The following is a 21,236-nucleotide window of genomic DNA, read 5'->3' on the forward strand; positions in this document are numbered from 1 at the left end:
TTGTCTCCAAATGCTTAGGCTTCCGCCTGTTTTCTCTTTTCTTTCTTTTCAAGATTCTTCCACGCCGTTTCAACCATCAGCTTGATACGGTTGATCTGGTTGACTTCTGATGCGCCCGGGTCGTAGTCGATCGGCGCGATATTGGCGTAAGGGTAGCGTCTGCGGATTGGCTTGATCATCCCCTTGCCCATGACGTGGTTCGGCAGGCAGGCAAAAGGCTGAACGCAGACGATATTTTCAACACCTGATTCAATCAATTCCATCATTTCGGCGGTCAGGAACCAGCCTTCCCCGCCCTGATTGCCGAGGGAAATGAGCTCGTCCGCTTTTTCCGCCTTCTTTTCGATGGTGGACGGCGCACTGAAGTGGCGGCTTTCGTTTAACGCCTGCTTCATGTTCTTGCGGTAATGTTCAACCACCTTGATGACCAGCTCATTAATGCGCTTAGCCTTGGCTGTCCCGGAGAGCACGTCGTGTTTATATATAGCATTGTACGAACAATACAGGAAAAAGTCAATGATGTCCGGCGAGACGACCTGGCAGCCTTCTTTTTCGAGCACCTTAACCAAGTTGTTGTTCGCGGTCGGATGGTATTTGACGAGGATTTCCCCGACAATGCCGACCTTCGGAATCGTCTTGTCGACGCGCGGCAGCTGATCGAATTCGCGGACGATATCCTGAACATTCTTCTTAAAGACGCGGGCGCGGGGACGAATGATGTTTGGGCGCACCTTTTGGCGCCATTTTTCGTAAAGCGCGTTGGCCGAGCCCTTAACTTTTTCGTAAGGTCTTGTCGCGTAAAGCACGCGCTGGAACAAATCGCCGTATACCGCGGCGATAACAATGCGGTACGCCATCGCCGGCGTAATGCTGAAGCCCGGATTGTCTTCAAGACCGACCGTATTGATCGAAACGACCGGCACCTGTTCCATGCCCGCTTCCTTCAGCGCCTTGCGGATAAAGCCGACGTAATTGGACGCGCGGCACGGACCGCCGGTCTGAGACATGATGACCGACACGTTGTTCAAGTCGTATTTACCCGACTGAAGGGCCGCCATGATCTGCCCGACGGTCAGAATACTCGGGTAGCAGGCGTCATTGTTGACGTAGCTTAAACCCGCGTCGACCGCCTTTTGGTCGACAGCCGGCAGCACTTCAAAGTTGTAGCCGCTGGCATTCATCGCCGTCGAGAATAAATCGAAGTGAATCGGCGACATCTGCGGACAGAGAATCGTGTGTTTTTTGCGCATTTCCTTGGTAAAAGGCACGCGCTTGGTCAATGATTTGCCCGGCACTTTGATGTGGTGCGCGTCGCGTTCGAGCAGGGCCGCCTTAAGCGAGCGCAGACGGATTCGAATGGCGCCGAGGTTGCTGACTTCGTCGATTTTAATCAGCGTGTAGATCTTGCCCTTGTGTTCGAGGATTTCCTGGGTCTGTTCCGAGGTGACGGCGTCCAGGCCGCAGCCGAAGGATGTCAGCTGAACCAGTGCCAGCTCGTTGTGTTCGGTGACGAATTCCGCCGCGCGGTACAGCCGACTGTGGTATTTCCATTGATCCAGAACGCGAAGCGGCTGTTCACTCTTGCTCGAGGCCAGCGCCGCGACAGAGTCTTCCGTCAGCACCGCCATGCCCAGTGAGGTAATGACGTTGTCGAGGCCGTGATTGATTTCCGGATCGACGTGGTACGGGCGGCCAGCCAGTACGATGCCCTTGCGCTTGTGCTGTCTCAGCCACTGCAGGGTTTCCTTGCCCTTTTCGAGCAAATCGCCCATGACCTGGTATTTTTCCGCGTAGGCTTTCTTTAACGCTTCGGTGACTTCTTCCTTGCTGACCCCTTCTTCAGCGAAAATTTCGGTAAGGCGTTCTTCGACCCGTTGATGGTTGTCCAGCGCCAAAAACGGATTCATGAACTTGACGTTTTGATCCTTGATGCTGTCCATGTTGTATTTGATCGTTTCCGGATAGGACATGACGATCGGGCAATTGTAACAATTGTCTGCCGATTCGAATTCCTTTTCTTCGTATGCGACACACGGATACCAGATTTTTTTCACACCCTGATCGATCAGGTCTTGAATGTGTCCGTGGGTCAGCTTTGCTGGGTAGCAGACCGATTCCGACGGAATGCTGCTCATGCCCTTTGCGTAGATTTTGCGGGTGGATTTAGACGACAGCACGACACGGTAGCCCAAATTCGTCAGGAACGTGAACCAGAACGGGAAATTTTCGTATTGGTTCAGCGCCCGTGGGATGCCGATGGTGCCCCGAGTCGCTTCTTCTTCGGAAAGCGGTTCGTAATCGAAGAGGCGTTTGTACTTGTACTGATAAAGATTTGGGACGTTGTCCTTGTTGCGCACGCCACCGGCGCCGATTTCGCAGCGGTTGCCGGTCACGTGGCGGCTTCCGTCGGCGAAAATGTTGATGGTCAGCTGACAGTTGTTGCTGCAGCCACCGCAGCGTCTGTGCTTGATAGTCGTCGTGAAGGAATCCAGTTCATCTGCTTTGAGCACCGTACTCGTCGTGCCTTCCTGCCATCTTTCCTTGGCAATCAGTGCCGCGCCGAAGGCACCCATCAGGCCGGCCACATCTGGACGGATGACGTCGCGCCCTGTAATTTTTTCAAAGGCTCTAAGCACGGCGTTGTTGTTGAAGGTGCCGCCCTGAACAACGATGTTCTTCCCCAAATCCTTCGGGTTGTGAACCTTGATGACTTTCTGGAGGGCGTTCTTGATGACCGAGTAGGAAAGCCCGGCTGAGATATCCCCGACCGATGCCCCTTCCTTCTGGGCCTGTTTCACCTTCGAGTTCATGAAAACCGTGCAGCGCGTCCCCAAATTAGATGGGGTCTTCGCTTCCAGCGCCGATTCGACAAACTCGTTCATCTGGAGATTCAACGACTTGGCAAAGGTTTCGAGGAACGAGCCGCACCCGGAGGAGCAGGCTTCATTCAAAATGATGCTGTCGATCGCGCCGGAACGGATGCGCATGGCCTTCATGTCCTGGCCGCCGATATCCAGAATGAAGTCGACGTCCGGCTTGAAGTAGCTCGCGCCCTTGAAATGGGCCATCGTTTCAACTTCGCCGATATCGACTTTCAGCGCAGACTGAATCAAGCCTTCGCCGTATCCAGTGGAGGCCGCGTTGGCGATATATGCGCCGTCAGGCAGCTTGCGGTAAATATCCTTTAAAATGTCGATGGCCTTTTTCAGCGGACTGCCTTCATTGCTCGAATAATAGCTGTACAGCAGCTCGCAGTCCTTCCCGATGACTGCCGCCTTCGTCGTGGTGGAGCCGGCATCGATCCCGAGGTAGACCGGCCCTTTGTAAGCCGTCAGATTGCCACGTTTGACCTTGTCGCGGCTGTGGCGTTCGAGGAAAGTGTCCAGCTCTTCCTGATCCTTAAACAACGGATCGAGGTGGCCCAGACCGATTTCGTCTTTAAAGGGCTTATCCATGCGTTCAAGGAGTTCAGAGAACGCGATCACCGGCTGTTTTTCACTGGCGTAAGCCGTCCCCAAAGCGACAAACAGGTTGGAATTTGCCGGAAATTCCACTTCCTCCGGCTTGAGTTTCAGGGTTTCAATAAACCGCTGGCGCAGCTCGGACAGGAAGTACAGCGGGCCGCCCAAAAAGGCCACGTGGCCTTCAATCGTGTGGCCGCAGGCCAGACCGGAGATCGTTTGGTTAACCACAGCCTGCAGCACGGAAGCGGCGATGTCTGCCCGTTCTGCCCCGTCGTTGATCAGCGGCTGAATATCTGTCTTCGCAAAGACCCCGCAGCGCGACGCGATCGGGTAAATTGTCGTGTGCTTCTTGGCCAGCTCGTTGAGCCCTGCGGCATCGGTCTTGAGCAATGCCGCCATCTGATCGATGAAGGCCCCGGTCCCGCCGGCGCAGGTGCCGTTCATCCGCTGTTCCACACTCGCGCCAAAGAATGTGATTTTCGCGTCTTCGCCGCCCAGCTCAATGGCGCAGTCCGTTTCTGGAATTTTTTCTTCGACGGCACGGGTACCGGCCACCACTTCCTGAATAAATGGAATGTCCAGCCAGTTCGCTGCTAACATCCCGCCGGAGCCGGTAACCGACACGTGTGCTCTGAAATCGCCCAGTTCTTTTGTGACATCTCTCAGCAGATTGCTCATGCTCTGCTGAATATTTGAGCGGTGTCTGCGGTAATCGCTGAAAATAATCTGATCATTTTCATCGAGGATGACGATTTTAATCGTCGTTGAGCCTACATCGAGGCCCATTCTGTAAGTTTCACTCATGGATTTCTCTTCTTTCTGTAAATTTCTATCTGTAGATTTCTATTTCACGATCAATCGGGATTTTCAAATTATCGGTGTATTATATCGCAAACATCTTTAGAATGCAATTAAATCTCGATAATCTTTGTCCACTTATTGATCGACGCATCTCTGCCCGACAAACTGCCTCTGCCACTTAAATTTTTTTAATGAAAAATAAACGATTATTGATTATACTTTTATTAAAATATTGTACAGAAATCTAATGAAGAAACTACAGGAAAAAACGATGAGTGATCAAATTAATAAAAAAGTCTTCGGCAGCCGCCTGAAGCAATTAATGAAATCCTACGGCGAAACCACCTACTCACTGGGAGCCCGCTTCAATCTTTCGCCGCCGAGCATCTCCCGGTATACCCGAGCCGAAATGGCGCCGAAAATGACAACGATTTACGCCCTGGCCGATTATTTTGATGTCAATCCCAAATGGCTAATGGGACAGTCCGTCTCGATGTACCAGTCCGACATTCTCGACGACAGCGACATCAACGCGGATCACAGCTTAATCGACATTTCGGTATTCGATGAAATACGCTACGACCTGCCTATTTTCTCCAACCACCGCCTCAAGGAAGCGCTGCATCTGCCTCTCAGCCGTTTAAGTAAGTGGGGGCCGGTTTTTGGCTACCGCATCCCAGACGACACGATGGCGCCCGTTCTCAGACCAGGGGATTTGGTCGTCATCCGCCTGAGCACAGACATCAAATCGGGAGACGCCGTCGCCTTCCACGTCAACCGCCAAAACATGATGATTCGAAAGGTCATCGTTCAAGGGGGACAGATCATCACCCAGCCGCTCAATCCTTCGGCTGACGCCGCCTGTTACCAGATCAATAAAAATCACGTCCAGTTTATCGGGCGGGTGGTCTACTGTCTGCACCGGAAGGAAACCTATTTTGACGCATAAAAAAAGCTTGGCCAATTGGTCAAGCTTTTTTTGATTAGATCTGTAAGCCGAGTTCTGTTTAAATGATCATCTATCTCGTTTTGCTGTCACCAGCAAACTCAAGCGACCTACCTGAGAGCAGCGACGGGCCGCCGCCTTTTAACGCTCGTTCTTGGTCTTGCTCCGAATGGGGTTTACCCAGCTGGCGAATTACTTCAACCACTGGTGAGCTCTTACCTCACCCTTTCACCCTTACCGCAGATGCGGCGGTTTACTTTCTGTTGCACTTGCCTTAAAGTCACCTTTACCGGACGTTATCCGGCATCCTGCCCTGTGGAGCTCGGACTTTCCTCAGAGTTGCCTCCGCGATCATATGATCTAGTCGCATTATATTATACGCAGACGCGCTTTGAATTTCAAGCTTTTTATTCCTTGAAGGTGCCCATTTCAAAGGCTTCCTGGCCGTCATCGGCTTCTGCGCCGGCGTCAGCTCCATCTGCTTCTTCCCCGTCGCCATCCTGATTGAGGATGAGGTTTCTCACCTTCTGTTCGATTTCATCGCACAGATCCGGTTTATCCTCTAAGATCTGACGGACCTTGTCGCGCCCCTGGCCGAGGCGTTCGCCGTCGTAGGAGAACCAAGAGCCGGATTTCTTCACGATATCGAGGTCGACGGCGCGGTCGAGCACGTCCCCTTCGTGGGAAATGCCCTTGCCGTAGATAATATCAAATTCCGCAGTTTTAAAGGGCGGCGCCATTTTGTTTTTGACAATTTTGACGCGGGTGCGGTTCCCGATGGATTCGCCTTCTTTTTTAATCTGTTCGACGCGGCGCACGTCAATTCTCACTGAAGAATAGAATTTCAGCGCACGTCCGCCCGTTGTGACTTCCGGATTGCCGTAGACGACGCCGACCTTTTCTCTGAGCTGATTGATGAAAATCGTGGCCGTATTGGCATTTTTGATGACCCCAGTGAGTTTGCGAAGTGCCTGAGACATCAATCTCGCGTGAAGCCCGACATGAGAGTCGCCCATGGTGCCGTCGATTTCTGCCCGAGGGACCAAAGCTGCAACCGAGTCAACCACTGCGACGTCGATGGCGCCGCTTCGCAGCAGGGCCTCTAAAATTTCAAGGGCCTGTTCACCGGTATCCGGCTGAGAAATAATCAAATTATCAATATCGACGCCGAGATTGGCCGCGTAGATCGGATCCAATGCGTGCTCCGCGTCGATAAAGGCCGCGTTGCCGCCTGCTTTCTGACACTCAGCGATAATGTGCAGCGCCAGGGTCGTCTTCCCTGAAGATTCTGGACCGTAGATTTCGGTGATTCTCCCCTTCGGAATGCCGCCGATGCCGAGAGCCATATCGATACTCAGCGACGAGGTCGAAATCACGTCGACATTTTTCTGCGCACTGTCACCGAGACGCATCACAGCGCCCTTGCCGTATGTCTTTTCAATATTTTTCAGCGCGGTGTCCAGCGCTTTTTTTCGTTCTTCCTGATCTAAAATTGGAACGACTGGTTCCAAAGGTTTTTCTTTCTTCGCCATGCGCATTCCTCCTTATCTATTTAACATCATAATAAAATCTCTCGAATGAGTCCGAAGACCTTCACCGCTGTCCGAGTCTGGATCATCCGGCGGTTGCCTCTAAATTTGCAGGTCTGGGTTTCGGTTTTACCGCCAGCGCAGACCGAGATGTTGACCGTGCCTGACGGCTGACCATCATCTTCTTCCTCGCGGATATCGGAAACCGCAATGTTGACGTCGCAGTCGGAAATTCGTGCTAAATTTTCAGCCATCGCCGCAGCCGTTTCCGCGCTGTCCGCGCCCTTGGTTTCGAGCAGTGCCGGATCCAAATCCAAAAATTTAACCTTCATCTGATCGTCCTCAACGGTCAGTCCCAGCTTGTACACCTTTGCGATGTCGTCGATACCCGACAAAACCGAGCCCGCGATGCCGCCTGTTCCCGAATCGGCTATCGCTAACGTCATGCCCTTCTTAATCAGAAGATCCGCCGCTGTTTGAGAAAGGGGTTCACTGGAGTGAGCGAAAATGTGTCGGCCAAAGCGCTTTTCGATTTCATCGGCGTATCGGTCGAGCAAGCGGTTCATTTCGTCTGGATCGGTGCCGTTCGCCGTCACGCGGATCAACACTTCCCCGGGTTTTGCGTAGGTCGCGATGGTCGGATTGGTCTGTCCGTCGACCAAATCGAGAATAGACTGCTCGACCATGGATTCACCGAGATCGCAGATATTGAAAAATCTGGACAGCACCAGCTGATGGGTCTGCTTTTTCAAAGCCGGAATCACTGACAAATCGAGCATTGTCTTCATTTCTTCCGGGGGGCCCGGCAGCATGAACACCTGCAAATTGTCCTTTTTGATGTAGATGCCCGGCGCGGTGCCCCGCGTGTTGTCGATGGCTTCTGCCCCTTCTGGAATGTCGCATTGTCTGAAATTATTTTCGGTCATCGTATAATTATAACGGTCAAAATGGGCTTTCAGATTCTCAACCTGACGCTGATCACGCACGAGGGGCATGCCGAAATAATCTGCAATGGTTTTTTTGGTCAGATCATCCTGGGTTGGTCCGAGCCCGCCAGTCACAATGATCACTTCACTGCGGTGGGCCGCGATATCAAAACAGGCCTTTAATCGTTCCGGGTTATCGCCGATAGTCGTCTGGTAATGCACCGCCGCGCCAATTCGCGAGAGCTTCCCTGAAATGTACTGCGCATTGGTGTTGAGGGTTTCGCCCGTCAGCAATTCTGTTCCGACGCAGATGATTTCGCAATCCATTGATTTTTCCTTCTTTCGTCAATTTTATAGTCAAAAAAACGCCTGATTGAACCAGACGTTTTAAAAATACTTATTTGGATTGAATAACGTTTTTGTTATTCACAAAATATTCAATTCCGGAAATAATGGTCAGCGCCAACGCCACATAAATCATGATGTTGCCAAGCAGCCACAGCGGATAAATATCTGGCAGCCAAGCGCTCAGAATCATCAAAATAATGGTGATCATCTGAGAAACCGTCTTGGCCTTGCCGAGTTTCCCGGCAGCGATGACGACGCCCGAAGAGGCGGCCAATGTTCTCAAGCCGGTAATGGCAAATTCGCGCGCAATGATGATAATGACAATCCAAGCAAAGATCTGCTGCGATTCCACTAAACAAATGAATGCAGAAGCCGTTAACAGTTTATCGGCCAGCGGATCCATAAATTTCCCAAAATCCGTGATCAGGTGGCGGCTTCTCGCAATATGACCGTCAAGATGATCGGAATAAGATGCAACACAGAATATGATCAATGCAATCAATTGATGCTGCGGAAAATTAATTTCCATTGCTGCAACAAAAAACGGAATGCAGATCATTCTGAAAATCGTGATTTTATTTGGTAGATTCATTTATTACCTCCCCTATTAAATCAAATCCAATCGCGTCTACGATTTTCACCCGATAAAAATGGCCTGGTTCGGGCTGCGAGGTCTCGATAATGACGTCGCCGTCGATTTCAGGAGCGTCTCCCCACGTTCTGCCGATCGCGATGCCGTTTTCGTCAATCTCGTCGATTAAAACCGTCATTTCCTGGTCGATCCACCGGGTACTCCACTGGGTAGAAATGGCCTCTTGCTGCTCGTAAATCCGCCGAATTCTCTCTTCTTTGACGTCTTCGTCAATTTGATCCGGCATCTCTGCAGCGGGCGTCCCTTCCTCTTGAGAGTACGCGAAGGCGCCTAAACGCTCAAACTTCAATTCACTCAAGGTTTGAAGCATCGCGTCGAACTGCGCTTCGCTTTCGCCAGGGAAACCAGCGATGACAGTCGTTCTCAAAACCGCATCAGGACATTTTTTCCTAATCAAATTTACTTTACCATAAATTTCTTTTTTGTCAATGCGGCGGCCCATTCTGTGCAGAATCTCGTCTTCGGTGTGCTGAATCGGCATATCGAAATAGGGACAGATATTGTCGTGACGATTAATCACGTCGAGCATCTTTTCGTCGATACCCTCAGGATACATGTACAAAAGCCTAATCCACGTAAAGGGAATGCGGCCGGCCAGCTCATCAAGTAAATCCGCTAAATCGTAATCGCGATCCAAATCCACGCCGTATTGAGTCAGATTCTGCGCAACGAGAATCAATTCCCGAACACCGCTGTCGTAAAGGGTCTGCGCCTCTTTGAGAATCGTCTCCGGCGATCGGCTGCGGTGCCGCCCCCGAATATTCGGAATTGCACAATAGGTGCAGTGGTTGTCACAGCCCTCGCTGATCTTTAGGTATTCCGTCGTCTGCCCTTTTTTGACGTAGCGCTTTTCACTTTCCTGTCGGATCTGAGCGCTCGTATAGATTTTGCCGTCTTCTTTATTTTGAATGATGTCGGGCAGATCGTCGATCTGGTTGACGCCAATGAAATAATCGACCTCGGGCAGCTCAGCCTTGAGCTCCTCGGCGTATCGCTGCGCCATACAGCCCGCCACGACAAAAGTTTGGCAGTTTTCCTCCGGATGTGTCCGGTAAGGCAGCAGATCGAAAATCATCTCAATCGATTGCTTTTTGGCCGCCTCGATGAAACAGCAGGTGTTGACAATGATCAGCGACGCCTCTGACGGGTCGTCCGTCAGCGCGTAACCGCGCTGGAGCAGACCGCCGACCATGTTCTCACTGTCCACCGTGTTTTTATCACAGCCCATGGTTTGAACAAATACGGTTTGATCAGCCATGATAATTCTCCCTTGACATTAATAGCTTACGCGGCTTGCTGCCGTTCGGCCCGGAAATGATCCCGCGGTCTTCCAATTCGTCGATGATGCGGCCCGCTCTAGCGTAGCCGACTCTCAGCTTGCGCTGGATCATTGACGTTGAAATCTGACCGTTTGTAAAAGCCAGCTCTGCCGCTTTCGGGAACAACTCGTCCACCGATTCCTCGGTCTTCGCTTCTTCGGTGGCCGTTTCTGCCGCCTTGATTTCCTCTTCGATATGGGCATCAAAGGTCGGCTTGGCGCCTTGAGAGACCGCCGCAACAACCCGGTTGATTTCGGCGTCCGACACAAATGTGCCCTGGACGCGCAGCGGTTTCGATTTGCCAACTGGGAAATAGAGCATATCGCCCTTGCCCAAAAGCTTTTCAGCGCCGACCTGATCGAGGATGGTACGGCTGTCTGTATTTGATGCTACAGAGAAGGCGATTCTCGAAGGAATATTCGCCTTGATCAGCCCGGTGATGACATCGACCGATGGCCGCTGCGTCGCGATGACCAGATGGATGCCGCAGGCTCGAGCGAGCTGAGCGATACGACAGATCGCGCTTTCGACTTCTTTCGGCGAAGTCATCATCAAATCCGCCAATTCGTCGATGATGATCACAATGCGCGGCAGCTTCTTCTGGCCTTCGCTTTCGGCCTTCTGATTGTAGCCCTTGATGTCTCTGACGCCGGCGTCTCTGAACAGCTGATAGCGGTCCGTCATTTCCTTGATGCCCCAGTTCAGGGCATAAGCCGCCTTTTTCGTGTCCGTGACCACCGGAATCAACATGTGGGGTAAGGCGTTGTAAACATTGAGCTCGACCATTTTCGGGTCGATCATGATAAAACGCAGCTCTTCAGGACTTAACTTGTAAATCAGCGAAATGATCATCGTGTTGATGCAGACTGATTTCCCTGAGCCCGTCGCCCCAGCGATCAAAAGGTGAGGCATCTTCGAGATGTCGCCGATGACGTTCTGCCCTGACAGGGTTTTCCCCAGTGCAAAAGGCAGCTTCGCCTGTGACTTCTGGAAAATCGGCGTGTTGATAATGTCGCCCAAAGCGACCACTTCGCTGACCGCATTGGGCACTTCGATCCCAACGGCTGATTTTCCGGGGATCGGCGCTTCCATTCGAATGTCACTAGTCGCCAATCTCAGCGCTAAATCATCAGACAGCGCGACAATTTTGCCGACCTTGACGCCGGATGCCGGCTGCACTTCAAAACGGGTGATCGACGGTCCGACGTCGACGCCGACGATTTTCGCGTCGACCTTAAAATCTTTGAGCGTCGATTCGATTTGATGGGCTTTTTTCACCACATCTTCTTTTTTATTGCCCTTATTGTGAACGCCGGGGTTGAGCAGCGCCACGTCAGGCTTGTGGTACGCCGCTGTCGGAGCGGTCGTCGAAGGGCTCGGTATCTCCCCCGAGTCGTCACCGCCTTCCTCAGACGCATCGTCAAAGGGGACGCTGTCGTCAGCCGCATCCGGCACTTCATCTTCTTCCGGTTCAGGTGATGCCGCTTCTTCGGCCTGGCGGAGCCGGTCGTTGCGTTCTGCCCGAGCTTCGCGTTTCAAATCCTCATCGTCCAATTGGTCGATGACGTCGTCAATGTTGACGTACTGCGTATTGACTGAGACCTTGCCGATGTCACTGGGATTGAACAAATTGTCGTAATTCTGATCTTCCAGCTCTTCCTGCTGGCGCTGCAGTTCCGCTTCCTTGCGCATCTTGGCCAGTTCTCGTTCTTCCTTCATGGTTTTGACGCGTTCTTCAACCGCTTCTTGACTCTGGGCCTTCAGGCGGCCAAAGAATCCCGGCGAGACAATCGTGATGATTTTATAAATTTCAAAAATGAATAAAGCCAATAAAAGAATGATTGTGCCCGGCCGCTTAATAATCGTCATGAAAATATAAGCCAGCAGCAGTCCAAAGATACCGCCGTAGGCGTTCGCGCCCTTGAGCGGCAGCGTGAACATATCCAATAATGTGTACTGCATCATGTGCGGCACACCCATGCTGAACATGATGAGCAGGTTCGAGAGCAGCAATGCGACGTAGCCCATCAGGCTCCCGTTTTTCTTCCAATTTTGGACAAAAATCATGACGCCGACTACCACGAAGTACATACAGTAAATGACGGAGACATTGCCGAAAATGTAGCGGATCACGCTTTTGCCCCAGATCCGGTCGAATAGCGTCGGCGTTGCCGTCGAGTAAGAATAAGCGCTGTACAACGCAATCGCGATAACCAAAATGCCTATCAGCCGCGCTTGACTCGGTGTCATTTCCTGATTTTCTACTTTTTTTGTGCGCCTTGCTGTGTTTTGAGCTGCCGGTTTCGTTTTCTTCCGGCTTTTAGTCTGCTTTTTTCTTGCCATCGTACTTCACCATCCTATCTGATTCAATCTAATGGCATGAAGCCGGCAGGTGTCGTCCCCTGCCGGCTCACTGATGAACAACTTGTATTTCAAGATCAATTGGCGATTAATCTGCGTCCTTCGGCAAGCATGCCTTGCGGGACAGATTAATGCGGCCTTGATCGTCAATTTCAATGACTTTAACCGTCACTTCATCGCCGATTTGAACCACATCTTCTACGCGGTTGACCCGATGATTGGCTAATTTAGAGATGTGGATCAAGCCATCCTTGCTGCCTGGAATATCGACAAAAGCGCCGAATTTCATGATTCGGACGACCTTGCCCTTCACCACTTCGCCAACCTGCACTTCGTGAACCACGTCGTCGACCATTTTAAGTGCCTTATCTGAGGAGGCCTGATCAACCGCTGCGATGTAGACCGTGCCGTCTTCTTCGACTTCGATCTTCGCGCCGGATTCGTCCTGAATGCCGATGATCGTTTCGCCGCCCTTACCGATGAGATCGCGGATCTTTTCAGGATCGATGTGAATCGTCGTGATGTGCGGGGCGTACGGTGAAATTTCAGCTCTCGGTTCAGAAATTGCTTCGTTCATAATGCCGAGAATGTGCATCCGGCCGTCCTTCGCCTGCTTCAGCGCCTGGGTCAGAATTTTTCTGTCAATGCCGTGGACTTTGATATCCATCTGAATGGCTGTGATGCCGTCTTTGGTGCCGGCCACCTTGAAGTCCATATCGCCCAGGAAGTCTTCCATCCCTTGAATATCAGTTAAGATCGCGACCTGGTCCCCTTCTTTAATCAGCCCCATTGCACAGCCGGCAACGGCCTTTTTAATCGGCACACCTGCAGCCATCAGTGCGAGGGATGAGCCGCAGACTGAAGCCTGAGAAGTTGAGCCGTTGGAGCTCAATACTTCAGAGACCACGCGGATCGCGTACGGGAATTCTTCTTTAGACGGCAGTACCGGCAGCAGCGCACGTTCCGCCAGCGCGCCGTGTCCGATTTCCCGGCGTCCAGGTCCGCGGCTCGGCTTCGTTTCGCCGACCGAATAACTCGGGAAATTGTACTGATGCATGTAGCGTTTTTCCGTTTCCGGTTCGAGGCCGTCGAGCACCTGAGCTTCCTTCAAAAGGCCTAAAGTCGCCACAGAGCAGACCTGAGTTTCGCCGCGTGTGAATAAGCCGGAGCCGTGAACCCGCGGCAGGTAATCGATTTTGGCGCTGACCGGACGGACTTCCGTCATCTTACGATTGTCCGGACGGATATGATCGTTGAGGATCAGACTGCGGACTTCTTCGCGTTTAATGCCGTTGATGACCATGTCAATTTCGGCCTGATGATCCGGATCTAATTCACCGAAGTGTTTTGACGTTTCGTCGATCAAATCATTCATCGCGTCGATGCGTTCGTCTGCGTCTGCGATGTGAACCGCGTCGTGCATCCGTGTGCCCATATAATCCTTGATATTCGCTTTCAGTTCTTCTGTGGGTTCCTGAAGCGGATAGTCTGCCTTCGGCACGCCGACTTCTGCGACAATTTCGTCGATAAAATCGATGATCTTCTTGATTTCTTCGTGTGCGTACAGAATCGCGTCGAGCATCGTTTCTTCGTCGAGCTCGTTGGCACCAGCTTCAACCATCATGACCGCGTTTCTCGTTCCGGCAACCGTCAGATTTAATTCGGAAACCTGTTTCTGATCCCACGTCGGGTTCAGAATGAATTCGCCGTCGATTAAGCCAACCTGAACGGCAGCTGTTGGGCCGTCGAAGGGCAGGTCAGAAATAGACAAAACAATCGACGATCCGATCATCCCAACGAGTTCTGACGCGCAGTCCATATCATCAGACATGACCATCGTGACGACGTGCACATCGTTGCGGAATGTTTTCGGGAACAGCGGGCGGATCGGACGGTCGATCAGACGGGAGAAAAGAATCGCCTGATTGGTCGGACGGCCTTCACGTTTTAAAAAGCCGCCTGGAATCTTCCCGACAGCGTACTGTTTTTCGACATAATCGACCGAAAGCGGGAAAAAGTCAGTTCCTTCCCGAGGTTCTTTTGAGACAGCCACATTGCATAACAGGCTCGTGTCCCCATAGCGCACCATTGCAGCTGCTTTGGCCAGACGGGCCACTTCGCCGATTTCCACACGGAACGGACGGCCTGCAATCTGTGTTTCAAATACCTTTGTCTCAGAAACTTTCATTGTACCTCCTCAAATGATACGATAACCTGTCATTTCAGTATTTTCTCTGAAATAACAAAAAGGGCGGAACACTCCGCCCAATAAAAATAATTATTTTCTTAATCCCAATCTTGCGATCAGTTCACGATAACGATTGATGTCTTTCTTTTTCAAATAGCCTAACAGGTTGCGGCGCTGGCCGACCATTTTGAGCAGGCCTCTTCTTGAATGAAAGTCTTTCTTGTGAACGGCAAAATGCTGATTTAAGTCATTAATGCGGTAAGTCAGCAGCGCGACCTGGACTTCCGGGGAACCGGTGTCGCCTTCGTGGGTGCCGTATTCTTTGATAATCTGTTCTTTCTGTTCTTTCGAAATCATATTCACTACTCCTTTTGGTTGATTTCCCTGTTCCTAGTATGTCGTCGGAGTGATTCGCCAAACCAAGAACAGGCTTGAATGTGTGTATTCTATCATTTCAATTATCGTTTGTAAAGCCTTTATTTATCGGAATTTTCGGATGTGCCGTGGACGTATCGATCAATTAATTTTTCACAGAGATCCAGCGTTTTTTCAGGCGAATAATTTTTCGCGGCCTCGTTCATATTGTCCGAAATTTCATCGGCGATGTTTTTGTGGTCCATCAATAAATCGACGAGCTTTGGCAGTTCGTCAATATCTTTAACGAGGATCCCCATGCCGGTTTTTTCGAGAAATTTCGCGTTTTCTTCTTCCTGGCCGGGATAAGTGTAGGGAATGATCATCGGCGTTCCTTTGAGCATTGCCTCCGTCGTCGTCAAACCGCCTGGCTTTGAAACGATGATGTCGGATGAGTCCATCAGCTCCGAAATGTTTTCGACGTAGCCAAAGATATCCACGCGGGTGTGGGCATTGCCCTTCAGGGTGTCGTAAGGGATCTGCGTCAGTTTCGCTCTCATTTCCTCATTGTGGCCGCAAACAACCATTAAATGAATCGGTGCCTTTGTCAGGATTAAATTTCGAAAAGCCGGCTCGATGCGGCCAGTGCCCAGACTGCCGCCCATCAGCAGCACGGTTCCCTTGATATTTTTGTCTTTTGGCGTTTTAGAAGATCCCTTTTCATTAAAGGCAGCCCGAACCGGAATACCGTAAGGGTAAATGATGTCCGACGCTATGCCGCGTTCGATCATATCCTGCTTGGTATAATCGCTGCCAACCACATAGGCATCGACATTCTGACTGCGGTACACGCCGTGAAATTTGTAATCCGTAATAAAAGACAAAACCGGCGTGTGAAAAGCACCCATCCCCTTGAGCCGCCCCAAAACATTGGTGACAAAGGGATGGGTTGAAATGAGAAGCACAGGCGAGTCATTCAGGATCATCGACAAAATCTCCGGCGAGATGATGGATGTGCCGATATGGAAAATTGCCCGTTGAAATGGTGTCATTTTATCAAATTGCCGGTAAAGCAAATCGTAAAATTTCGGCGTATTCTCAACCATCCGTCGATATCCGCCTGTGATCATTTTGTTTAACGTCCTGGACGACTGTTCAAAGGTATCTATAATCCGCGCGTCATAGCCGCGGCCCTCAAGACCCTTTTGAATGGTCTGGGCAGCCAGATTGTGTCCGCCGCCCGTCGACGCGGAAAAAATTAAAACAATGCGTTGATCACTCATAAATTTAAAGTTTAGTCGTCAAAATCCTTTGAAAATCTGTAGTTGACGCGCATCAGTTTGCCGCCCACTTTCTTTTCTCTATGCTTTTCCAACGCGTAGATTACACCGATTCCCAAAGTCAATCCTGCCACAACAGCGCCAAAGGCTGCAAATATTTTTTTCATTGTTTGTCCTCCTGTATTTTTATCGATTTAGGTCTATTACTGTGCGGAGGGATCATCGGCTAAAAACAATGTCCCCGCATTTTTGCCGTTTACAATTTCGTACAGCACGTTCAAATCTTCACCCGATGTAATCAGTGTTGGAATGCCGTGCTCTGTCGCGTAACGTGCCGCTTCCAGCTTCGTGATCATCCCGCCGGTCCCCAGTTTTGACGCGGAGCTGTCCCCTAACGCCATTAGCTGCGGCGTCATTTTCTCAACAACCTCAATGCGTTTTGCGTCATCAAATTTGAAAGGATCCTTGTCGTACAGCCCGTCGACGTCGGATAAAATGACAAGCCCGTCGGCGCCGATCAAATTCGCCGTCATCGCTGAAAGCCGGTCATTATCGCCAAAGCGTTCCTCTTCGATTTCGTCGGTCGAAACCGCGTCATTTTCGTTGACGATCGGGATGATCCGCTCTCTTAAGAGCGCCGCAAAGGTGTGCATCGCGTTGTGCCGCTTGATTTTATTGTAGAATACGTCTTTCGTCAGCAGAATCTGCGCGACGTTCTGGTAATAGCTGTCGAAAGAACGGTGATACAATTCCATCAAGAGCCCCTGTCCAACCGAAGCGGCCATCTGTTTTTCCTCAAGGGTCGAGGGGCGGGTTTCCATTCTCAGACGATGCATCCCGCATCCAATGGCACCGGATGAGACCAAAATGATACGGCGTCCCTCGTTTTCAAGATCGGTGAGCACGCGGGCCATCTGATCCATTTTGTGCAGATCGACGGTGCCGTTCTCATGGGTCAGCGAGGTGGTGCCGATTTTTATCACGAGAATCTGAGCATCAGCCAAATTGTCATGCATAAATTATCCTCCAATTCCCTGATATTTTCGTTAAACTCATCCCAGTTTAGCAAATTTATTTTAAAAATTCAAGATCACGCAAAATACTGTTCAGCTTCAGCCCGAAGGGTCTTGGCCGCCTGATAAGGATCAGGCTGCGCAAACAGCGCCGAGATCACGGAAATGCCGCAGATTCCGCTGCCAGACAGCTCTTTCATATTATCCGCGGTGATGCCGCCGATTGCGACAACCGGAATGTGCACCGCCTCGCAAATCGCCTTCAAGGTTTCGGCGTCAACTGCGTCGGCATCGTCTTTGGAGCCGGTCGGAAAGACCGCGCCGACGCCGAGATAATCGGTACCGTGGCGTTCTGCTTCGAGGGCCTCTTCGACCGTTGAAGCCGACACCCCGATGATTTTATCATCGCCTAAACGTCTGCGCACGTCGCCGGCGGCCATATCACTCTGCCCCACGTGCACGCCGTCCGCGCCGATTGCCTTGGCGATTTCGACATTGTCGTTGATAATAAAAGGCACATGATAAGCCGCGCAAATCTTTTGAATGACCTCGGCTTCTTGTTTAAATGCGTCAGTATCGAGATGCTTTTCGCGCAGCTGAATGAACGTGGCACCGCCTTTAAGGACAGCTTCAACATCGTCTGAAAGCTTTTTATTTCCAAGCCATCTGCGGTCGGTGATCGCGTAAAGTCTGAGGTCTTCCGGTCTTACTTTATTTTGTTTCATATTTTGCCTCCCGATCCAATGTTTCGCCGTCCATATGATAAACCGCGTCAATAATGCGTCTGCAGTAGGTCGCATTGCCTTCGTAAGGCGCCAAATGACCGTAAGCGATTTCTCCGGCCACCCCCATTGTGCACACAGCGGCAGCCGCGGCGTAAAGCCGTTCTGATTCGGGTGCGGCGGCAGCAAAGGCCGTCATCAATCCCGAAAGCTGGCAGCCTGTCCCGGTGATTCTGCTCATTTCAGCGCGTCCATTGCGAATGACAAAGGCTTCATCGGCACTGCAGACCAAATCGATTGCGCCGGTCGCGACGACGATACTGCCGGTTTCTTTTGAAAAAGCCTTTAAAGAGGCGATAGACTGATCCAAATTCGCCTCAGTGACCGCGTCGCCTACATCGGCGTCAACTCCCCGCGCCTTGCCTGACTGATTGGCCAGTGCCCGAATTTCCGAGATGTTGCCGCGGACAATATCCGGTTTAATTTCTTCTAAGATATGCTGCGCCGTCCGCGTGCGGAGCGAACTGGCGCCTGCGCCGACCGGGTCAAGCAGCACGACGTGATTTAAGCGTTTCGCTTCATCTCCGGCGATCATCATGCTTTCGATCGTGCGGTGATTGAGAGTGCCAATGTTGATGTTGAGCCCGCCGCAGACTGCCGTGATGTTTTTCACTTCATCCACTTCATCGGCCATAATCGGACTGGCACCGCAGGCCAAAATAATATTGGCTACATCGTTCACCGTCACGTAATTGGTAATGTTATGAATCAATGGCTGTTTTTCCCGCGTTAAGTCGACGTATTTTCCTAACATGTCTTCCTCCTGATACAAAAAAACCGAATGTGGGTTAACACATTCGGAAAACAAAATCTATTTCAGACCGTAACTGCTTTTTGAGGCAACCGTGTTCCCTTGGAAAGTAATATTTGCATTTGAATCCGAGCTGCCATTGCCCTGCCAATAAAAGATTTGAACATTGACCGTGTTGCCCTGCGCGTCCTTGTAAGTAGATTCAGACAACTTGGAACCGTCACTGCCGATAATCTGTTTGACCTGATCGTACGTCATGCCGTTGGTGATTTTGTCGTACTGGGCTTTGGTAATCGTTCCCGCATTGGCTGTCGTGTTCGAATTTGCCGCAGCCGTCGTGCCGTTGTTGTTATTGTCTGTCGTCGACTGGCTGTTCGTATTGGACGAAGACGAGCTGGTGGATGAACTATTGGAAGAGCTGTCCTTATTCGAGCTCTTCGAACTCGACGATGTTGTGCTATTGCTGTTTTTCGTAAAAGGCAGGCCGTGATCTCTAAAATACAGGAAATAAGACGCGGCGGCCGCCACAACCACAATCGCGATTACAATCAGCGCGATCATAGGCCCTTTCTTCTTTTTCTTTACTGGTTTGTCCGCAGCTTCGGCTATTGCAGGCCCTTCCTCCACCGTTTCCGCTGCAGACTGTGCTGATTCTGCAGCTTCTTCCGATCCTGCTTCTTCGGATGGTTCTGGCTTGTAGTCAATTTTGTCCGTTTCCGGCGATTCAGCTTCTTGCGCTTCCGGTTCCTGAGCTTGAGTTTCAGATTCGGATTCGTCAGGTTGATCAGCGTTGATTTTCGCTTCCGCCTGCTGCATTTGTTCTTCTTCTAACTTTTCAAGCTCCTTAATGACATTTTTGAAAACAGGCGTTACAGCTCGTTTAAAAGCTGTAATCATCTTTGGATCATCAACTTGAATGACCATCCGCGTTTTTCCCATTTCAGGAATCATATAATCAATGCCAATCGGGCCGTGTTCTGGATGCTTGCCTTCAATATGCAGGCTGTTCTCGTCCACCATAATATCTTCAACGCCCATATTGGCGAGCGCCGCTTCTGATGAACGCATCCAGGCATCCAATTGACCTTTGGCTGTAAGTGCCTGTCTCATGTATCTGCCTCCTGTTTCATATGTTTTCAAACATACCACTCTTAATTTATTCTATTCCATATAATTTTAGCTGTCAAGCAAAATAATCGGTTTCATTGCCGAATAAACACATTCTACGGATATTTACAATATTTTAGCCGATCTTTCGCTCATTCATCCATAATCGTGTAATGCGTATCCACACAATGATAATTTCGATCAGGGGAAGGCGCATTTTGATTGACTTTAATATAATCCTGTAAATTCTGTTTTAGGTCCTTTGCGAAGCGGCTTGCAGCAATCGCTGTGCCAGCTGTTAATACAGCAGCGGTGCCAAGTCTCACAAGACCTTTTGTCAATAAACTCATTGATCCTCCCTTTTCTAGGCAATCATTTTATTTATTATTATACAATATTTTCTATCATCATGAAATAAGCATTTGTAGAGTTTTTAAATTTAAGCATAAAAAAAAGACCTAATAAATTAAGTCTTAAAAAATGGCAGGGGCAGAAGGATTTGAACCCTCGGCACGTGGTTTTGGAGACCACTGCTCTACCAACTGAGCTATACCCCTGCAAGGAAATGGTGATCCATCGGGGATTTGAACCCCGGACACCCTGATTAAAAGTCAGATGCTCTACCAACTGAGCTAATGGATCATAATGGTGGGGAAAGATGGATTCGAACCATCGTAGACTAAGTCAACGGATTTACAGTCCGCCCCCTTTAGCCACTCGGGCATTTCCCCGAACATTAGAATGGAGCTGACGGGCGGACTTGAACCGCCAACCTGCTGATTACAAATCAGCTGCTCTGCCAATTGAGCCACGTCAGCATATTAAAATGGCGACCAGGATGAGGTTCGAACTCACGACCTCCAGCGTGACAGGCTGGCATTCTAACCAACTGAACTACCTGGCCGCTAAAAAATTGGTGACCCCTGGGAGATTCGAACTCCCGTAGCCGCCGTGAAAGGGCGGTGTCTTAACCGCTTGACCAAGGGGCCTTAAAATGACTTAAAAAACGGATATGGAATTGAATGAACTCCATATCCGCTAATTTTCAATGGCTCCCCAGGTAGGACTCGAACCTACAGCCTATCGGTTAACAGCCGAGTGCTCCACCATTGAGCTACTGAGGAACAATAAGATTTCGCAACGATCTATCCTCCCAGGCAGCTGCCCGCCAAGTACTTTCGACGTGAGAGAGCTTAACTTCTGTGTTCGGGATGGGAACAGGTGTGTCCTCTCTGCTATAATCACGAAATCATTATTAACTTTTTATATGGTAACATAGTTCAAAATAATTTGCAAGGATTAATTTGCTTATTAAATTGAATGTCTAGGTCACTCAAAACAACATAGAGTTTTTAAGCGTTTAACACGTCTTTGGATCAAGACCTCGGCCGATTAGTACTGGTCAGCTGAACACA

The 21,236-nt window shown here is 50.4% G+C and carries 16 protein-coding genes, 7 tRNA genes, 1 rRNA gene and 1 other RNA gene; 1 reads left to right on the plus strand and 24 read right to left on the minus strand.

What is annotated here, in order from left to right; translation table 11 throughout:
* Nucleotides 1-14 precede the first annotated feature (14 nt).
* The gene (locus QZX60_RS02315) at nucleotides 15-4,268 is read right to left on the minus strand and encodes a 2-hydroxyacyl-CoA dehydratase (RefSeq protein ID WP_295360891.1); all 4,254 of its coding nucleotides are present in this window, start codon (nucleotides 4,266-4,268) and stop codon (nucleotides 15-17) included.
* A gap of 268 nt (nucleotides 4,269-4,536) precedes the next feature.
* Between QZX60_RS02315 and QZX60_RS02320 the strand changes: the two genes are divergently transcribed.
* Nucleotides 4,537-5,214, plus strand: a complete 678-nt coding sequence (locus QZX60_RS02320) for an XRE family transcriptional regulator (protein WP_295360894.1) — start codon at nucleotides 4,537-4,539, stop codon at nucleotides 5,212-5,214.
* Between the two features lie 27 nt (nucleotides 5,215-5,241).
* Here the strand turns inward: QZX60_RS02320 and rnpB are convergent.
* The 23 genes from rnpB to rrf all read right to left on the minus strand — a co-directional run bounded on the left by rnpB (nucleotide 5,242) and on the right by rrf (nucleotide 21,070).
* An RNA gene (gene rnpB, locus QZX60_RS02325) (RNase P RNA component class A) lies at nucleotides 5,242-5,578 on the minus strand.
* A gap of 40 nt (nucleotides 5,579-5,618) precedes the next feature.
* Nucleotides 5,619-6,743 (minus strand): recombinase RecA, encoded by a 1,125-nt coding sequence (recA, locus tag QZX60_RS02330; RefSeq protein ID WP_295360898.1) that lies wholly within the window; start codon nucleotides 6,741-6,743, stop codon nucleotides 5,619-5,621.
* A 26-nt stretch (nucleotides 6,744-6,769) separates the two neighbouring features.
* A complete protein-coding gene (locus QZX60_RS02335; protein ID WP_295360901.1) occupies nucleotides 6,770-7,993 on the minus strand; it encodes a competence/damage-inducible protein A in 1,224 nt (407 codons plus the stop codon).
* Nucleotides 7,994-8,063: 70 nt separating this feature from the next.
* Nucleotides 8,064-8,606, minus strand: coding sequence for a CDP-diacylglycerol--glycerol-3-phosphate 3-phosphatidyltransferase (pgsA, locus tag QZX60_RS02340; RefSeq protein ID WP_295360904.1), 543 nt, complete (start codon nucleotides 8,604-8,606; stop codon nucleotides 8,064-8,066).
* Nucleotides 8,590-9,924, minus strand: coding sequence for a 30S ribosomal protein S12 methylthiotransferase RimO (gene rimO / locus QZX60_RS02345; RefSeq protein WP_295360907.1), 1,335 nt, complete (start codon nucleotides 9,922-9,924; stop codon nucleotides 8,590-8,592). The genes pgsA and rimO overlap by 17 nt, the downstream gene beginning before the upstream one ends.
* Nucleotides 9,917-12,328, minus strand: coding sequence for a DNA translocase FtsK (locus tag QZX60_RS02350; protein WP_295360909.1), 2,412 nt, complete (start codon nucleotides 12,326-12,328; stop codon nucleotides 9,917-9,919). The genes rimO and QZX60_RS02350 overlap by 8 nt, the downstream gene beginning before the upstream one ends.
* A 106-nt stretch (nucleotides 12,329-12,434) precedes the next feature.
* Nucleotides 12,435-14,534: a polyribonucleotide nucleotidyltransferase gene (locus QZX60_RS02355; RefSeq protein WP_295360911.1), complete on the minus strand. Its 2,100-nt coding sequence runs from the start codon at nucleotides 14,532-14,534 to the stop codon at nucleotides 12,435-12,437.
* Nucleotides 14,535-14,624: 90 nt separating this feature from the next.
* Complete coding sequence (rpsO, locus tag QZX60_RS02360) at nucleotides 14,625-14,888, minus strand: 30S ribosomal protein S15 (protein WP_363174759.1); 264 nt, start codon at nucleotides 14,886-14,888, stop codon at nucleotides 14,625-14,627.
* 122 nt (nucleotides 14,889-15,010) lie between these two features.
* Nucleotides 15,011-16,171 carry a glycosyltransferase gene (locus QZX60_RS02365; protein WP_295360916.1) on the minus strand — a complete coding sequence of 387 codons (1,161 nt, stop codon included), beginning with the start codon at nucleotides 16,169-16,171 and terminating at the stop codon, nucleotides 15,011-15,013.
* 11 nt (nucleotides 16,172-16,182) lie between these two features.
* On the minus strand, nucleotides 16,183-16,335 hold the full coding sequence (locus tag QZX60_RS02370) for a stress-responsive transcriptional regulator PspC (protein WP_295360919.1): 153 nt from the start codon (nucleotides 16,333-16,335) through the stop codon (nucleotides 16,183-16,185).
* 36 nt (nucleotides 16,336-16,371) lie between these two features.
* The gene (proB, locus tag QZX60_RS02375; protein WP_295360921.1) at nucleotides 16,372-17,184 is read right to left on the minus strand and encodes a glutamate 5-kinase; all 813 of its coding nucleotides are present in this window, start codon (nucleotides 17,182-17,184) and stop codon (nucleotides 16,372-16,374) included.
* A gap of 74 nt (nucleotides 17,185-17,258) precedes the next feature.
* On the minus strand, nucleotides 17,259-17,906 hold the full coding sequence (gene thiE, locus QZX60_RS02380) for a thiamine phosphate synthase (RefSeq protein ID WP_295360924.1): 648 nt from the start codon (nucleotides 17,904-17,906) through the stop codon (nucleotides 17,259-17,261).
* On the minus strand, nucleotides 17,893-18,717 hold the full coding sequence (gene thiM, locus QZX60_RS02385) for a hydroxyethylthiazole kinase (protein WP_295360927.1): 825 nt from the start codon (nucleotides 18,715-18,717) through the stop codon (nucleotides 17,893-17,895). Before thiM ends, thiE begins: the two co-directional genes overlap by 14 nt.
* Before the next feature lie 57 nt (nucleotides 18,718-18,774).
* Nucleotides 18,775-19,824: a hypothetical protein gene (locus tag QZX60_RS02390; protein WP_295360930.1), complete on the minus strand. Its 1,050-nt coding sequence runs from the start codon at nucleotides 19,822-19,824 to the stop codon at nucleotides 18,775-18,777.
* A gap of 149 nt (nucleotides 19,825-19,973) precedes the next feature.
* Nucleotides 19,974-20,171: a hypothetical protein gene (locus tag QZX60_RS02395; protein WP_154575953.1), complete on the minus strand. Its 198-nt coding sequence runs from the start codon at nucleotides 20,169-20,171 to the stop codon at nucleotides 19,974-19,976.
* A 131-nt stretch (nucleotides 20,172-20,302) separates the two neighbouring features.
* A tRNA-Trp gene (locus QZX60_RS02400) sits at nucleotides 20,303-20,378 on the minus strand.
* Between the two features lie 9 nt (nucleotides 20,379-20,387).
* Nucleotides 20,388-20,463, minus strand: a tRNA-Lys gene (locus QZX60_RS02405).
* Between the two features lie 4 nt (nucleotides 20,464-20,467).
* Nucleotides 20,468-20,552: transfer RNA gene (locus QZX60_RS02410), tRNA-Tyr, on the minus strand.
* An 11-nt stretch (nucleotides 20,553-20,563) separates the two neighbouring features.
* Nucleotides 20,564-20,639 (minus strand) — tRNA-Thr (locus QZX60_RS02415).
* Between the two features lie 9 nt (nucleotides 20,640-20,648).
* A tRNA-Asp gene (locus tag QZX60_RS02420) sits at nucleotides 20,649-20,725 on the minus strand.
* Between the two features lie 10 nt (nucleotides 20,726-20,735).
* Nucleotides 20,736-20,810: transfer RNA gene (locus QZX60_RS02425), tRNA-Glu, on the minus strand.
* A gap of 60 nt (nucleotides 20,811-20,870) precedes the next feature.
* Nucleotides 20,871-20,945, minus strand: a tRNA-Asn gene (locus QZX60_RS02430).
* Nucleotides 20,946-20,953: 8 nt separating this feature from the next.
* Nucleotides 20,954-21,070, minus strand: a 5S ribosomal RNA gene (gene rrf, locus QZX60_RS02435).
* Between the last annotated feature and the right edge of the window lie 166 nt (nucleotides 21,071-21,236).

The sequence above is a fragment of the uncultured Pseudoramibacter sp. genome, assembly GCF_903789625.1.
In the GTDB taxonomy this organism is placed as follows: Bacteria; Bacillota; Clostridia; order Eubacteriales; family Eubacteriaceae; genus Pseudoramibacter; species Pseudoramibacter fermentans.

Coding starts and splice junctions, on each gene's coding strand:
- QZX60_RS02315 (WP_295360891.1), bottom strand. CDS start 4,268: ATGAGTGAAACTTACAGAATGGGCCTCGATGTAGGCTCAACGACGATT.
- QZX60_RS02320 (WP_295360894.1), top strand. CDS start 4,537: ATGAGTGATCAAATTAATAAAAAAGTCTTCGGCAGCCGCCTGAAGCAA.
- recA (WP_295360898.1), bottom strand. CDS start 6,743: ATGGCGAAGAAAGAAAAACCTTTGGAACCAGTCGTTCCAATTTTAGAT.
- QZX60_RS02335 (WP_295360901.1), bottom strand. CDS start 7,993: ATGGATTGCGAAATCATCTGCGTCGGAACAGAATTGCTGACGGGCGAA.
- pgsA (WP_295360904.1), bottom strand. CDS start 8,606: ATGAATCTACCAAATAAAATCACGATTTTCAGAATGATCTGCATTCCG.
- rimO (WP_295360907.1), bottom strand. CDS start 9,924: ATGGCTGATCAAACCGTATTTGTTCAAACCATGGGCTGTGATAAAAAC.
- QZX60_RS02350 (WP_295360909.1), bottom strand. CDS start 12,328: ATGGCAAGAAAAAAGCAGACTAAAAGCCGGAAGAAAACGAAACCGGCA.
- QZX60_RS02355 (WP_295360911.1), bottom strand. CDS start 14,534: ATGAAAGTTTCTGAGACAAAGGTATTTGAAACACAGATTGCAGGCCGT.
- QZX60_RS02365 (WP_295360916.1), bottom strand. CDS start 16,171: ATGAGTGATCAACGCATTGTTTTAATTTTTTCCGCGTCGACGGGCGGC.
- QZX60_RS02370 (WP_295360919.1), bottom strand. CDS start 16,335: ATGAAAAAAATATTTGCAGCCTTTGGCGCTGTTGTGGCAGGATTGACT.
- proB (WP_295360921.1), bottom strand. CDS start 17,184: ATGCATGACAATTTGGCTGATGCTCAGATTCTCGTGATAAAAATCGGC.
- thiE (WP_295360924.1), bottom strand. CDS start 17,906: ATGAAACAAAATAAAGTAAGACCGGAAGACCTCAGACTTTACGCGATC.
- thiM (WP_295360927.1), bottom strand. CDS start 18,717: ATGTTAGGAAAATACGTCGACTTAACGCGGGAAAAACAGCCATTGATT.
- QZX60_RS02390 (WP_295360930.1), bottom strand. CDS start 19,824: ATGAGACAGGCACTTACAGCCAAAGGTCAATTGGATGCCTGGATGCGT.
- QZX60_RS02395 (WP_154575953.1), bottom strand. CDS start 20,171: ATGAGTTTATTGACAAAAGGTCTTGTGAGACTTGGCACCGCTGCTGTA.